The sequence below is a fragment of the Sediminivirga luteola genome, assembly GCF_014639315.1.
Taxonomy (GTDB): Bacteria; Actinomycetota; Actinomycetes; order Actinomycetales; family Brevibacteriaceae; genus Sediminivirga; species Sediminivirga luteola.
In genome coordinates this window covers 268468-281953 of the sequence record NZ_BMFY01000001.1, presented here as the reverse complement: position 1 = coordinate 281953, position 13486 = coordinate 268468, and the positions used below count along the sequence as shown (strand labels likewise).

The 13486-nt window shown below is 71.0% G+C and carries 10 protein-coding genes and 1 tRNA gene; 3 read left to right on the top strand and 8 right to left on the bottom strand.

All coding sequences use genetic code 11. The features are described 5' to 3' along the window. Positions 1-12: 12 nt before the first annotated feature. From srlE to IEW13_RS01255, 5 genes are all read right to left on the bottom strand, one after another. Positions 13-1053 carry a PTS glucitol/sorbitol transporter subunit IIB gene (gene srlE / locus IEW13_RS01275; RefSeq protein WP_188549098.1) on the bottom strand — a complete coding sequence of 347 codons (1041 nt, stop codon included), beginning with the start codon at positions 1051-1053 and terminating at the stop codon, positions 13-15. Next, positions 1050-1748 carry a PTS glucitol/sorbitol transporter subunit IIC gene (gene srlA, locus IEW13_RS01270; RefSeq protein ID WP_229744847.1) on the bottom strand — a complete coding sequence of 233 codons (699 nt, stop codon included), beginning with the start codon at positions 1746-1748 and terminating at the stop codon, positions 1050-1052. The genes srlE and srlA overlap by 4 nt, the downstream gene beginning before the upstream one ends. Before the next feature lie 458 nt (positions 1749-2206). Then, a tRNA-Thr gene (locus tag IEW13_RS01265) sits at positions 2207-2282 on the bottom strand. 412 nt (positions 2283-2694) lie between these two features. Next, positions 2695-3717, bottom strand: a complete 1023-nt coding sequence (locus IEW13_RS01260) for a DsbA family protein (RefSeq protein ID WP_188549097.1) — start codon at positions 3715-3717, stop codon at positions 2695-2697. Positions 3718-3887: 170 nt separating this feature from the next. Then, positions 3888-5651 carry a serine/threonine-protein kinase gene (locus IEW13_RS01255; protein ID WP_188549096.1) on the bottom strand — a complete coding sequence of 588 codons (1764 nt, stop codon included), beginning with the start codon at positions 5649-5651 and terminating at the stop codon, positions 3888-3890. Positions 5652-5710: 59 nt separating this feature from the next. Here IEW13_RS01255 and otsB point away from each other — a divergent pair, with 59 nt between their 5' ends. Next, positions 5711-8155, top strand: coding sequence for a trehalose-phosphatase (gene otsB / locus IEW13_RS01250; RefSeq protein WP_188549095.1), 2445 nt, complete (start codon positions 5711-5713; stop codon positions 8153-8155). 222 nt (positions 8156-8377) lie between these two features. Here otsB and IEW13_RS01245 read toward each other — a convergent pair whose 3' ends face one another. The 3 genes from IEW13_RS01245 to IEW13_RS01235 are packed head-to-tail and all read right to left on the bottom strand — an operon-like array spanning position 8378 to position 11156. Further along, positions 8378-9178: an SDR family NAD(P)-dependent oxidoreductase gene (locus tag IEW13_RS01245; protein WP_188549094.1), complete on the bottom strand. Its 801-nt coding sequence runs from the start codon at positions 9176-9178 to the stop codon at positions 8378-8380. Beyond that, positions 9175-10479, bottom strand: coding sequence for a DUF4032 domain-containing protein (locus IEW13_RS01240; protein ID WP_188549093.1), 1305 nt, complete (start codon positions 10477-10479; stop codon positions 9175-9177). The genes IEW13_RS01245 and IEW13_RS01240 overlap by 4 nt, the downstream gene beginning before the upstream one ends. Continuing rightward, positions 10476-11156 (bottom strand): ABC transporter ATP-binding protein, encoded by a 681-nt coding sequence (locus IEW13_RS01235; protein ID WP_188549092.1) that lies wholly within the window; start codon positions 11154-11156, stop codon positions 10476-10478. Before IEW13_RS01235 ends, IEW13_RS01240 begins: the two co-directional genes overlap by 4 nt. Before the next feature lie 192 nt (positions 11157-11348). Between IEW13_RS01235 and IEW13_RS01230 the strand changes: the two genes are divergently transcribed. After that, positions 11349-12374: a substrate-binding domain-containing protein gene (locus IEW13_RS01230; protein WP_188549091.1), complete on the top strand. Its 1026-nt coding sequence runs from the start codon at positions 11349-11351 to the stop codon at positions 12372-12374. Next, positions 12374-13384, top strand: coding sequence for a substrate-binding domain-containing protein (locus tag IEW13_RS01225; protein ID WP_188549090.1), 1011 nt, complete (start codon positions 12374-12376; stop codon positions 13382-13384). Before IEW13_RS01230 ends, IEW13_RS01225 begins: the two co-directional genes overlap by 1 nt. The last annotated feature ends 102 nt before the right edge of the window (positions 13385-13486 follow it).

Below are 13486 nucleotides of genomic sequence, written 5' to 3'. Positions count from 1 at the left end.
TCCTCCTAGGGGTCAGATGAGCAGGAAGCTGCCCAGCCAGGCGATGAGCACGGCCAGCGGCGAGGTGAACAGCCGGGAGAACAGCACCGCGGGGACGCCGACGGCGACCGTCTCGGGCTTGGCCTCCCCGAGCGCGAGTCCGACCGGCACGAAGTCACAGCCGACCTGCCCGTTGATGGCGAACAGCGTGGGCAGCGCATAGGGCACAGGCAGCGCGCCGGAGGCGATCTGCGTTCCCATCAGCACGCCGACGACCTGGGCGATGGCGGCGCCGGGCCCCAGGATCGGCGACAGGAACGGCAGGCCGGTGATGACCCCCAGGAGCACCAGGCCCACCGGGTTGCCGGCCAGCGGCGTGACGCCGTGGGCGATCAGATCCGACAGTCCCGTGTACGTCACGATGCCGATCAGCAGGCTGACGTAGGCCATGAACGGCAGGATCGTCTGCAGCAGCAGCTGGAAGGTCTTCCGGCCCGCCGAGAGCAGCGTGTTGATGATGCCGCCGATGACGTTGCCGAACCCGGTGACCATGGACGAGAAGACGCCGACGATGCCACCCCGGCCCGCATCGTCGGCGGCGGCCTTCGCCTTCGCCGCGGCGATGCGCTCGGCGGTCCCGGCGCTTCCGGCACCGGCGACGGCGGTGCCTTCGGGGGCACGGGCCACCTGGGACACCGGTTCGCCGTCGCTCAGCTCGATCTCCCCCACGCCCACGGCCGAGACGAAGATGTCATCGGTGATGAACTGCGCCAGCGGGCCGGAGGGCTCCCCGGGGTACACGTCGATGGTCGGGATCCGCTTCTTGGGGTATACCCCGATGCGCGCCGTGCCGCCACAGTTGATCACGACCGCGGCCATGCGTTCCTCAGGGACGCTGGTGGTGAAGCCGTCGACGACCTCAGCACCGGTGAGCTCGGCCATGCGGGCCGCGACCGGGTGGATGCCTCCGCCGGTGACCGAGACGATCAGGTTCTTCTCCTCGCTGGGCCGGATGTGAAGGCCCCGGCCCCAGCCGCCCCCGCCGGGACGCACGAACACTCCCTGATAGCTCATGCCGCACCTGCTTCCCCGCCGGCGGGCGCCGTGGAGGCCGCCCGCCGGCCGCGTGCCTGGAGGAACGCCCGGTCGTACTCGTCGAAGACCTCGGTGAGGCCCTGCCTGCGGATCAGCAACCGGGTGATGCCCTCCGTGACCATGCCGCGGATGAGGATCACGACGATCCCGACCACGAAGTACAGCAACGCCAGCAACGGGTACTTGTCCGGCGCCGCGGTCAGGACTCCGGCCGAGACCCCGGTCCAGACGAAGATCTCGCCGGCATTGGCGTGGGGGAAGAACGCCGTGACCGGGTGCACGAAGGACACCGCCGAGTCGTAGAAGGCGGGCTTCTGGCGTTCGGGCAGGTAGACGCCGAAAGAGTACGCCATCGGGTTGGTCAGCAGGATGACCGCCAGGACCGGCATCACGGTGTACCTGGTGATGGCATAGCGACCGGCCCACTGCACGATCCGTGTGACCCGGTCCTCGCCGACCCAGGTGGTGATGGCGAACATCAGGGTGAGCAGGACGATCAGCACCGGGAGGATGCCGGTGACCAGGCCGACGAAGGTTTCCCCGGAGGCCTGGAACAGTCCGATGAAGTGAGTCGCGGCCCAGGTCAGGGCTTGCATGACAGGGTTGTCGGCGATCGCCGCGGGCGGCTCGCCCGCCGCGACCGGGATCGGATTGAGGGATACGGGTGGTGACATGATGGGACGCCTTTCAAGCCGCAACGTCGTTGTGGCGCTTGAGGAGCCGCGGGCACCGGGCCGGTCTCCATCGTCCCGGGGTGCCCATGAACCCGCCACGATCAGTGGCGCGATGATCGCCCGCCTCGCATCGGCGGGATTTGCACATTTGTGAGCGTTTGGCTCACTTTCGTGTTTATTATTGTTAGCACCGCCGACCCGGAGATTCAAGAGATCATTTTCTGAAAGGATGAACCGGGAGCATCACGCGATCAGGTCGCCGGACCGCCGGCCGGAGCGCATGATCAGGCGTCGCGCCGCTGGCGTGTGGCCGCTGGCGCGCGGCAGGGATCGGATCGGCCACGCCGCCGCTGATGCGCGGCAGGCACCGGGAACGGGCGCATCCGGATGGAGACCCGGGGTCATCGGAACACGAAGGCCCCTCACCCGGATGTTTCCAGGTGAGGGGCCTTTTTCATTGGAGCCGCCTGTCGGGTTCGAACCGACGACCTACGCTTTACAAGAGCGTTGCTCTACCAGCTGAGCTAAGGCGGCGGGACTTCGGAAGGGAAGTCTACTGCACCTGGCGAACGTCGCTGAAACGCGCAACGTCCTCAGACGTGTGCCACGCGCACCCGGCAGGCACGAGTCGCGGGGTCGGTCGCGGCCGTCGACCCACCCCGCGCCACGCTCATCCGGCAGGTGCAGGCCCGAGGCACCCCACGCGGGCACGATGTGCTTCTCCTCGCCCGGCGCCGAAGCGGCGCAACTTCCTCGGCGCAAAGCCGAGACCCCTCCGCCCGGCACAAGACCGATCAGCGCAAGGCGAGGCCGGCATCGCCGGCACCAGGGCCGACCTGAGATCCCGGGCGCACGCCCGTACAGCGTCCGGCACAGAAGCGGCGGGGCCCGCCGGGCATCGCGGCCCGGCAGACCCCGCCGCACTGACGGTCTCAGACCGGATGGATCACTCGGAGCCTTCCTCGGCGGGCGCCTGCTCATCCTCCGGCGCGGCGCCCTCCGGAGCCGCGCCCTCCTCATCGGCGGCCTCTTCCGCGGCGTCGGCGGCGGCACCCTCGCTGGCGGCGATGATCGCGGCGGCGAAAGAGCCCGGGTCCTGCCACTGCTCGAAGCGCTCGCCGTTGATGAGCACCGTCGGCGTCGAGGTGTAACCCTGCTCCGACTGGCTCTGGGTGTTGTCGGACACCGCGCCCGAGAAGACCTCCTCGGAGATGCACTCGCGCACCGAGACCGGGTCCTCGCCCTCGCCGCTGGTGGCGATGGGCTGGTCGAGGTCAACGCCGGCGCCTTCGAGGGTGGCGAAGAGCTCATCGTCCGTACGGCCGCTCTCGCCCTCGCCGGGCTGATTGACGAACATCGCCATGACGACGTCCATGTACGTCTGGGGCTGGGAGTCGGCCACGCACAGGGAGGCGTTCGCCGCGCGGGTGGAGTAGCGGTTGCCGCCGGACGTCGAGTCCAGGAAGGAGATGGCGTTGTACTCCAGCGAGATGGCGCCGTCGTCGACCATGCGGCTCAGCAGTTCCCCGTTGGTGAGCTCGAAGGCCTGGCAGGCAGGGCACTGGAAGTCCAGGACCACCTTCACGTGCGGGGCGCCCTCGGTGAGCTGGTCGGCGGTCGGCTTGGCCAGGCCGGCAGGGATGTCCGCGTCGTCGACGAGGGGCGAGGCGACGAGCTCATCGCCCTGCACCAGCGTGACGCCGCCGTCGGCCGCGGCGCTGGGGGTCATCCCCGGCTGGGCGGCCCGCCACACCAGGACGCCCACCACCACGAGGACCGCGACCACCACGACGGCGATCGCGCTGCGGACGAACAGCTTGGTCCGCTGTTCCTTGCGCGCCTGCGCCTCGGCCATCTGCCGCGCCTTCTCCCGCGCGGCCGAACGGCGCGCGGCGGCCTCCTCGCGCTCGTGCGCGTCTGCCTTGGGATTGCCCTTCTTCTTACCGCCGGACCGGCTGTTCTTCCCCATGGACCCCTCGAACTCGTCTCAATCGATGGATTTCGTCACGCGCCTGGCGTGCGCCTCACCCGCGCGCCGGCCGGCAGGCACATCGACGTTCATTCTGGCACAGCAGCCTGAACGCCCGGCGAATTCCGCGTCACGAGGGGGCCGCACGCGGATCCTCGCGGCTCCGGGCCTCACGGTTCCCAGTTGCGCGGCACCAGATCGAACGGGTTAGAGCCGAACGGCCACCATGTGGTCGAGCCGCCGGCGAGGATCGTGGAAAGCGCCAGCAAGCCCAGGACGGCGAACACGATGGGAACGATGATGTGCCCCCACGGCGGCGGCGCGACGCGCCGGACGATCAGGCGCGAGCCGAGCCGCAGGTTCCCGCTGCCCGGACCGAACCAGAACACCAGGGCGAACACCGCGGCGGCACCCCACATGGAGAACTGCTCGGAGAACCCGATCGGCACGGCCCCGAGCGCATCCAGCCGGATCAGCACCGCGGCGGCCAGGCCCGCGATGAGCGGCAGGATATGACTGAAGAACGCGGTGAACAGGGAAAGAGCGAAGGCGCCCGGGGCGGCCGCGGCGGCGGACCAGCCCGACTGCGGTCCTGCCTCGTACTGCCGCAGCCGCTGCCGCCGAGCCAGCCGGCCGACGGTGCGGGCCAGCACCGACCAGACATAGGCCAGGGCGAGCATGACGAACGGGCCCAGCGGTGCTGCCAGCACCGAGAACAGGACGAGCGCCAGCAGTGCCAGCACGCTGCCGCTGACAGGAGCCGGAGCCGGCGGCACCGGCGCGTGATACGGCTCGCGGTAGAGCTGCCCCTGCTCGGCGGCGGAGGGCTGGTCCAGGCCCAGAGGGCCGTACCCGGTGCGCTGGGCCTGGACCGGCCGCCGCTCGTTCATCGCGGGAGCCGGCGGGTACTGGCCCTGCTGCTGACCGGCCAGCTGGTGCCGGGGCGGCGGCTGGTGCTGCGCCGGCGGCGCGTAGCCGGCGTTCCACTGCGGGTGCTCCGCCCGGGGCACGCCCTGCAGCGGCGCGAACGGTTGCGGCTGGGGTGCCGGCGGCACCGGCATCACCGCGGTGCGCGGGGGCTCGGCGCCGAGGGCGGCGCGTCCCGGCGTGGCGACGCCGGGCAGGCGCGGATAGCGGCCGGACTCGATGTCGACCAGAGCGCCCAGGATGGCATCGCCATCGGGCCGATCCTGCGGTGCAGGGCTCAAGCAGGCCTCGATCAGCGGGACGAACCGCTGCGGCACGCCCTCCAGATTCGCCTTGCCGCGCGCCACCCGTCCGAGGATCGCCTCCAGCGGGCCGCCGCCGAAGGGATTGGTCCCGCTGGCGGCGAATGCCATCGTGGCACCCCAGCCCCACCAGTCGGTGGCCTCGGTGGCACGCTCGCCCTCGGCGATCTCGGGGCTCAGGTAGCCAGGCGTGCCCATCACCAGCCCGGTCGCGGTGACCTTGACCTCATCGGCGGCCTGGGCGATGCCGAAGTCGATCACCATCGGCTCACCATCCATGATCATGACATTGGCCGGCTTGAGATCGCGGTGCACCACTCCCGCGGCATGCACGGCGCGCAGCGCATCGAGCAGGCCGTGCCCGAAGTGCACCAGTTCGTCCTCCGCGAACGGGCCGTTCTCCGCGACGTCCTTCGAGAGCGTCTGACCGTCCACGAACTGGGTGACGATGAACGGCGCCGGGGCGTCCAGTTCCGCGTCGAGGACCTCCGCCACGCGCGGATGCCGGATCCGGCGCAGGGTCCGCACTTCACGCGCCAGCCGCTGGCGCGCCGCCTGGTCTGAGGCGATATGCGGGTGCAGGATCTTGATGGCGACGTGCTCGCCCTCCGGGCTCACGCCCAGATGGACAGCACCCATACCGCCCGTGCCGAGTTCCTCGACAAGGCGGTAGCCGCCGATCTCTCTGGCACCTGACCCTGACATCCTCTCTACCGTACCCAACCGATAGACTCTCTCCGACCACTTGAGACGAAGAGGATGCAGTGAACTCGCACACGAATGCCCTCAGCACGGACGATTCACACACTTCCCGACCCTCCGTCCCTGGCTCCGAGAACAGGCCTCCCAGCGTCCCTCACGCCGCCGATGATCCCGGTGCCGCCGGCGCCTCCGGCGGGAACGACTCGTACGACTTCGTGGTGGTGGCCAACCGGCTCCCGGTGGACCGCGCGCAGGGGCCGCAGGGGCCGGAGTGGCGGCAGTCCCCCGGCGGCCTCGTGACCGGCCTGGCGCCCGTGATGAAGCGCCGCTCCGGGGCGTGGATCGGCTGGACGGGCGCACCCGACGAGGAGATCGAGCCCTTCGACCTGGATGACATGCACCTGGTACCGGTGCGGCTCTCGACCGATGACGTGTACTCCTACTACGAGGGCTTCTCCAACGCGACCCTGTGGCCGCTGTACCACGATGTGATCGTCCCCCCGGAGTTCCACCGCAAATGGTGGGACGCGTATGTGCGGGTCAATACCCGTTTCGCCCGTGCGGCGGCCGCGTCCGCCGCACCCGGCGCACTGGTATGGGTGCACGACTACCAGCTGCAGCTGGTGCCCGGCATCCTGCGCGAGCTGCGCCCGGACGTGAAGATCGGGTTCTTCAACCACATCCCCTTCCCTCCCTACGAGATCTTCGCCCAGCTGCCCTGGCGCCGGCGGATCCTCATCGGCCTCCTGGGCGCGGACCTGGTCGGCTTCCAGCGTCCCTCGGACACCGCCAACTTCCGCCGCGCGGTGCGGCGCACGCTCGGCTACCTGGCCCGGAACTCCGTCGTGCGGGTGCCCGCCTCCCAGCAGAGCCCCGAGCACCTGTGCGAGACCGGCTCCTTCCCGATCTCCATCGACGCCGGGGCGATGGACGCCCTGGCCAGGGACGAGCGCATCCGCAAGCGCGCGGAGGAGATCCGCGAGGAGGTCGGCAATCCGCGCACCCTCATCCTGGGCGTCGACCGGATGGACTACACCAAGGGCATCCGGCACCGGCTGAAGGCCTACGAGGAGCTGCTGGAGGACGGCCGCCTCTCCACCGAGAGCACCACGTTCATCCAGATCGCCACGCCCTCACGCGAGCGGCTGGACTACTACAAGCAGATCCGTCGCGATGTGGAGCTGGCGGTCGGGCGGATCAACGGCGACCACTCCGCGCTGGGCAAGGCTGCCGTGCACTACCTGCACCAGTCCTTCCCCCGGGAGGAGATGGCGGCGTTCTACCTCGCCGCCGACGTGATGCTGGTGACCGCGCTGCGCGACGGGATGAACCTGGTGGCCAAGGAATACGTCGCCTGCCGCGTCGAGGAGGACGGCGTACTCGTGCTCAGCGAGTTCACCGGCGCCGCCGATGAACTCCGGCAGGCGCTGCTGGTCAACCCCCATGACATCGCGGGCCTGAAGAACGCCATCACGCAGGCGGTCCACATGACCCCGGAGGAGGCCGGCCGGCGGATGCGGCGGCTGCGGTCCAAGGTGCGCCACGACGACGTCCTGCAATGGGCCAGCACTTTCCTGGACCGGCTGCAGATGGTCGGCGAGCAGCGGGAGCGCACGCATTCGGTGCTGCCGGAGACGCAGCGGCCCAGCCGCGTCACGCAGGAGAGCGCTCTCCCGGCCGATGTCGTCGAGCGGCTCTCCGCGGTGTGCAGCGCCCGGCGCCTGCTGATCGCGCTGGACTTCGACGGCGTGCTGGCACCCCTGGTCGACGACCCCGCCACCTCTGCGCCGCTGCCGGAGACGGTCGAGACCGTGCACCGGCTGGCCGCCCTGGACGATGTGCTCATCGCCTATGTGTCCGGCCGCGAGCTGCCGGACCTCGTCTCCCGCGTCGATGCGCCCCCGGGGGCGCTGTTCGCCGGCAGCCACGGCGCCCAGCTGGATCTGTCCGGCCTGGGTGCGGCGGCGCCGTCCACGACGAGCCGTGCCGGGTCTCCCCTGGCGGAGCTGCACCCGAGCACGGAGGAACGGGAACAGCTGGCCGACCTCGACGCCGCGCTCGACCGTGCCGCGCAGCAGCTCGGCGACTACGGCCAGTTCCGGGTGGAGGAGAAGGCGCTGGGCCGTAGCGTGCACACCCGCGGACTGGAGCCCGAGTTCGCCGACAGGGTCTACGACCTGATGCAGGAGATCGCGGAGGACCACCCCCGGCTGAGGTACACCCGCGGGCACGAGGTCCGCGAGTTCGCGGTGCGTCACAGCACGAAGGGGCACGCCATCACCGCGCTGCGGGCGGCCACCGGAGCGGACGCCATCCTGTACATCGGCGACGACGTCACCGATGAGGACGCCTTCGCCAGGCTGAGGCAGGCCGGGCCGGGTCCGGATCTGGGCCTCAAGGTCGGGCCGGGGCACACCCTGGCGGCCGGACGCATCTCCGATCCGCACGCCGTCACGGCGGTGCTGGTCGAGTGCCTGCGGCTCCGGCGCAGCGCCAACCGCAGCTGACCCCGCCCAGCGGGACGGCCATCCATGGCCCTGCCGGGTCAGAAACCCGCTGCTGTTTCGAATTCCTGCTGCAGATCTCCGGTGGGTTTTGGGAACAGCCGCGGGGTTTGATCAGGGCAGCCCGTGGGGGCGGTCCGTGCCGGCTACAGGAAGCGCGCAGACGAAAGCGGCCCTGCACGCGCCCCGGGGAGGGGCCGTGCAGGGCCGGATCTCAGGCCGCGGTCACAGCGAGGGCTCGAACCGCCCGTCGTGCGCCGTCCAGCCGCCGTCGACGAGCTGCGTGGTGCCGGTGACATAGCTGGCGGCGTCGGAGGCGAGGAACGCCACCGCGCCGGCGATCTCGTGCGGGGAGGCCCACCGCTTGAGAGCGGACTTCGTCTCGTAGGCGGTCCACCACTCCGGATCGTTCTTGATCTGCGTGGTCAGCGCGGTGGCGAAGGTGCCCGGCAGGATGGCGTTCACCCGCACCCCCGTGGTGCCCAGCTCGCTGGCGAGGGTCTTGGTCAGCTGCACCACGCCGGCCTTCGCGGCGGCGTAGATGCTCTGGCCCGGCTCGACCACCTGGGCACGGAAGCTGGCGAAGGTGATGATGGAGCCGCGGCCGCGCTCGGCCATCTTCCGGCCGAAGGAGCGCATCAGGCGGTAGGTGCCTTTGAGGTTGATGTCGATGACCCGGTCGAACTCCTCGTCCGTGGTCTCCAGCAGCCGCTTGCGGACGTTGAAGCCCGGCGTCACCACCAGGATGTCCGCCCCGGCGTACTGCTCGGCGAGCGCATCCGCATCGGCGGTGCTGGTCAGATCCGAGCCGAGCGAGGTCGCCTGGCCGCCGCGCCCGGCGATCACCTCCGCGGTGGCACGCGCGCCATCGGCGTTCAGATCCGCGCAGATGACCTCGGCACCGCAGTCCGCCAGGCCGATCGCGGAGGCCTGACCCAGGCCGGAGGCGGCGCCGATGACGACGGCCTGCTTGCCCTCCAGGCTCAGCAGGGTGCGGATGTTGGGGTAGTCGGCCGGTGCGGTCATGGATGCTCTCCTTGTGGGTCGGGCGGATAGAAACCGGCCGTGTCCGAGTCCTGCTCGTCGACGGCGCGGATGTACGAGGCCTCGTCCCGGCGGTGCCGGAGGACCTCGGCGATGTAGGAGGCGGTGGCCTCCTGCAATGGAACGTCGCGTTGCTCCGCTTCCGAGCGCAGCCAGCGATGGTCCAGGAACTCGTGGAAGATCTGCGCCGGCTCCAGCTTGCCGCTCAGATCCGCCGGCACCGCGCCGAGCACCACGTCGAAGACCTCCCGCTTCCAGCGGGCGGCGGCTTCTTCCTCGCTCAGGCCCTCGTACTCCAGGGACGTGCGGTACTGGTCCAGGTCGTTCAGCAGCCGGCGGGCCTGATTCTCCTTGGCGTCCACCCCGGTGAGCCGTTTGAGCCGGCGGACATGATGCCCGGGCGCGACGACCTTCGGCTCCAGATGGGCGGTGACGCCGTCGATGTCGGTGGTCACCGCGATCTCGCCGACGTCGAAGCCCAGTTCGTTCAACCGCCGGACCCGTTCGTCCACGCGCCAGCGCTCCGCGGTGGAGAATGTCTCCGTGCGCGTGATCTCCTGCCACAGTTCGGTGTACCGCTCGCGCAGCCGCTCCGAGACCCCCAGCGGGTCGACGTGCGGGTCGATCAACCCGCCGGCCTGCAGGTCCATGAACTCGCCGGCGATATTGGTGTGGGCGAGGGTGAGGTCGTGCTCGCGCTGCCCGTCGGTGAGTTCCTCATGCAGTTCGCCGGTCTCGGCGTCCACCAGGAAGGCCTGGAACGCTTCGGCATCGCGGGTGAAAAGGGTGTTGGAGAGGGACACATCGCCCCAGAAGAAGCCGACCAGGTGCAGGCGCACCAGCAGGACCGCCAGCGCGTCCACCAGCCGGGCCGCGGTCCCGGAGTCCATGGACCTGGTGAACAGCGCCCGGTAGGGCAGGGAGAACCGCAGGTGCGTCGTCAGCAGGGCGCAGTCGAGCGGATTGCCGTCGCGGTCCCGCCGTCCGCGCACGAATCCCAGCGGCCGCACGCAGGGCACGTCGAGGCGGACGAGGTCCTTGAGCATGTAGTACTCGCGCACCGCCAGATGCTCGCGGGTCTCTTTGACCGCGACGATGGCCCCGGAGATCTCCACGAAGCGGACCACGTGGCGGGAGATGCCTCGTGGCAGCCCGACGAGCTTCTGCACCGGCCATTCGGCGAGCGGCTGATCCCAGGGCAGCTCGGCCAGGTCCTCGGCGTGAGCGGCCGCGGTGATGGAGAGCCCGCCCGCTCCGGGTGTCCTGAGCGGCGCGGCGCTCATGGGGCCGCCGTGCCCTCCCGGACGGGGACGGTCAGCCGGCCTTTGTCCAGGACGGCCATCGTGCCGCCGCTGAGCGCCTGCGCATCGTCCTGGGAGGAGGTGGCGTAGATGGTGGTGATCCGCAACGCCGCCTGGAGCGTGCGGATCTGCTCGCGCACCTGCTCGTGGTCTTCCTCGCCGAGCTGGTTCAGCGGCTCGTCCAGCAGGAGCACGCTGGGGCGGCGGACCAGGGCCCGGCCGAGCGCCACGCGGTGCCGCTGGGCACTGGTCAGTGCCGCCGGCGCGGAGGCGAGGACCTCGGTGAGCTCGAGCTGTTCGGCCGCCTGGGCGACCCGCTGCTCGATCTCCTCGGAGCTCAGGCCGGCCAGCCGCAGCACGAAACCAAGATTGTCCGCGACGCTCAGGTGCGGGTAGAGGGCGTAGCTGTCCAGCGCCATCACGATATCGCGGTCCGGGGCGGGCATCCGGGTGATGTCAAGGTCGCCGCGGAACACGGCGCCGCCGGTGGGGGCCTCCAGACCCGCGAGCACACGCAGCAAAGTGGACTTCCCGCTGCCGGGCGGCCCGTAGAGGACGGCGAACTCGCCGGCTCGGATCGTCCAGTCGATGTCCACCAGGGTGGGCCTGATGGCGTGCGGGTAGGAGTGCTGCACATCGACGAACGACACCGACGCCATAGTCACTCCCCCTCCGATGCGGACAACTGCATCCAGTTTACTTCCTCGCGCCGGGCGAGTGGCACGCCGGTGCGCAGGGTCGGCTCAACATCACAGCGCCGGCCCGGTGCGGCGGACGCCGGCACCGTCGCACGAGCACCGGCTGCCGAGCAGGGAACGGCGGTGATCGCGCTCCGGCCTAGAATCGTCAGCATGAGGGTGAGCGTGGAGGACGTCGCGCGGGAGGCCGGGGTCTCCCCCGCCACCGTCTCCCGCGTCTTCGCCCGCCGCGGGAACGTCGCCGGTCCCACCGCCGACCGCGTACGGGAGGCCGCCGATCGGCTCGGTTACCGGCGCTCCACCCTGCTGGACCCGCTCTCCGCCCGGCTCATCGGCGTCTGCGCCCCCTACGATCCCGAGGAATGGCAGCGTGCGGTGTGCCAGCGCGTGGCGGACTGGGTCGAGGCACGGGGCATGCTCGTGACGACCCCCGCGCTGTTCGGGGACGGCACCGCGGTGGCCACGGCCGTGCGGGCCGGCGCCGCGGCCATGGTGGCGCCCATCTTCACCCCCCTGACCGTCTCCGAGGGCTTGCTCACCGGCATCGACCGCGTTCCGGTGCTGCGGCTGGCCAAATCCGCCGACGAGCGGATCGTGGAGGCGCCCGGTGGCCCGGGGGCCATGCATGACGTCGTGGCGGCCGGCATCGACATCGCCGCCGGGCTACGGGCGGCGTTCGACCACCTCACCGGGCTGGGGCACCGCAGGATCGGGTTGATCTGCAATGACCGTGGTTATCTGGCCGAGAGCCTGGAGGTGGAGTTCGCCGCGCACCACCCCGCCCGGGCGGTACGCGGCGACTTCGGCGCCTGGACGGCGCGGGTGCCCAAGACCGTCTCCGGAGGCGCGGCCGCGGCCAGGCGCCTGCTCGACGCCACCTGCACCGCCGTGATCGTGCAGAGCGCCCGCCAGTTGCACGGCGTCTACCAGGCCCTGCGGGAGAACCGGATGATGGTCCCGCGCGATCTTTCGGTGATCGCCCTAGGTGACAGCGCCACGCTGCCCTTCCTGCAGCCGGCGGTGACCGCGCTGCGGTTCCGGGAGCAGGAGATCGCCGATGCGCTGCTGCTGGGCCTGCAGTCGGTCCTGGAGGAGGGCGAGCAGGCACGCCGGCTGACGGTGCCGCCGAGCTTCGTCCCCGCCCTGGTGTCCCGCGATTCGACCGCGAGGGTGCGCTGATGCCCGTCACCCTGCAGGAGCTGGCCCGGCGCACGGGCCTGTCGGTCTCCACCGTCTCCCGGGTGCTGCGGGGCAAGGAGAACGTCTCTGCCGAGGCGGCGGAGACGGTGCAGTCGGCCCTGCGGCTGCTGGGCCTGGCCGGCGCGCATGCCGGCGGGGCTCCGATGATCGCGGTGGTGGTGCCCCGGGTGCGGTACTTCGATCTGGACGCGTGGAAACCGCTGCGGCGTGAGCTGTTCCTGCACCTGTTCGAGGCGGGCTTCGTGGGCGTCACGGTGACCGCCGAGGAACGTCCGGCTCCCGGCCGCTTCCGGGATTTCGACCTGCTCGGGGCGCTCGTGCTCGGCGAGGAGGGAAAGACCGCCGGGGCTGCCCTGGAAGCCGCCGGCGTGCCGGTGCTGCGCATCGCGGTGCGGCCTCCTGCCGGGCCGGGCAGCATCCTGCTGGACTTCGACGCCGGGATCGACACGGCGGTGCGTCATCTCAGCCAGCTGGGGCATCGGCGGATCGGCATGGCCGTGGCGCTCGGTCCGGACGCCGGACCGCGGGCTGCGGCGTTCCGGCGCAGCGCCGCCCGGCGGCTGCACATCGAGGCCACCCGCGCCCAGGCTCCCGTGGAGCAGGCCGGGCCGGGTGTCCCCGCAGGCAGGCAGGCCGCCGATGCGCTCCTTGCCGCAGGCTGCACCGCGATCGTCTCCTGCGGGCCGGCGCTGACGCTCGGCGCGATGCAGTCCGCTCAGCTGGCGGGTCTGAGCATGCCCGACCAGCTCTCCCTCCTCGCCATCGGGGAGGTGCCGGAACCGGAAGTGCTCTCCCCGGCGGTCTCGCAGGTGACCTTCGACTGGACCGAGGTGGCCACCCAGGCGATCGATGCCCTCACCGCGCTGGCGGGGCGGGATGCCTCCGGGCCGCTGTCCGGCGGAGCAGCCCGGCGCGGGCCCCAGCCGCTGCTCCAGGTGGCACCGGATCTGCTGCTGCGTTCCTCGGCCGCCCCGATCCGCCAGCGCTGACCCGGCCGGCCCGGCGTCCGGTCTTGCCCGGCGCCGCGGTGCAGGAGTTATGGCGCTGAAGCCGCCAGGCTGACGCCGTCACGCGCCCGGACCGCCGCCGAT

What these genes read in the sequence shown, in the direction of transcription:
- IEW13_RS01225 (WP_188549090.1), top strand. Translation starts at nt 12,374, where the DNA reads ATGCCCGTCACCCTGCAGGAGCTGGCCCGGCGCACGGGCCTGTCGGTC.
- IEW13_RS01245 (WP_188549094.1), bottom strand. Translation starts at nt 9,178, where the DNA reads ATGACCGCACCGGCCGACTACCCCAACATCCGCACCCTGCTGAGCCTG.
- IEW13_RS01230 (WP_188549091.1), top strand. Translation starts at nt 11,349, where the DNA reads ATGAGGGTGAGCGTGGAGGACGTCGCGCGGGAGGCCGGGGTCTCCCCC.
- srlA (WP_229744847.1), bottom strand. Translation starts at nt 1,748, where the DNA reads ATGTCACCACCCGTATCCCTCAATCCGATCCCGGTCGCGGCGGGCGAG.
- srlE (WP_188549098.1), bottom strand. Translation starts at nt 1,053, where the DNA reads ATGAGCTATCAGGGAGTGTTCGTGCGTCCCGGCGGGGGCGGCTGGGGC.
- IEW13_RS01255 (WP_188549096.1), bottom strand. Translation starts at nt 5,651, where the DNA reads ATGTCAGGGTCAGGTGCCAGAGAGATCGGCGGCTACCGCCTTGTCGAG.
- IEW13_RS01235 (WP_188549092.1), bottom strand. Translation starts at nt 11,156, where the DNA reads ATGGCGTCGGTGTCGTTCGTCGATGTGCAGCACTCCTACCCGCACGCC.
- IEW13_RS01240 (WP_188549093.1), bottom strand. Translation starts at nt 10,479, where the DNA reads ATGAGCGCCGCGCCGCTCAGGACACCCGGAGCGGGCGGGCTCTCCATC.
- IEW13_RS01260 (WP_188549097.1), bottom strand. Translation starts at nt 3,717, where the DNA reads ATGGGGAAGAACAGCCGGTCCGGCGGTAAGAAGAAGGGCAATCCCAAG.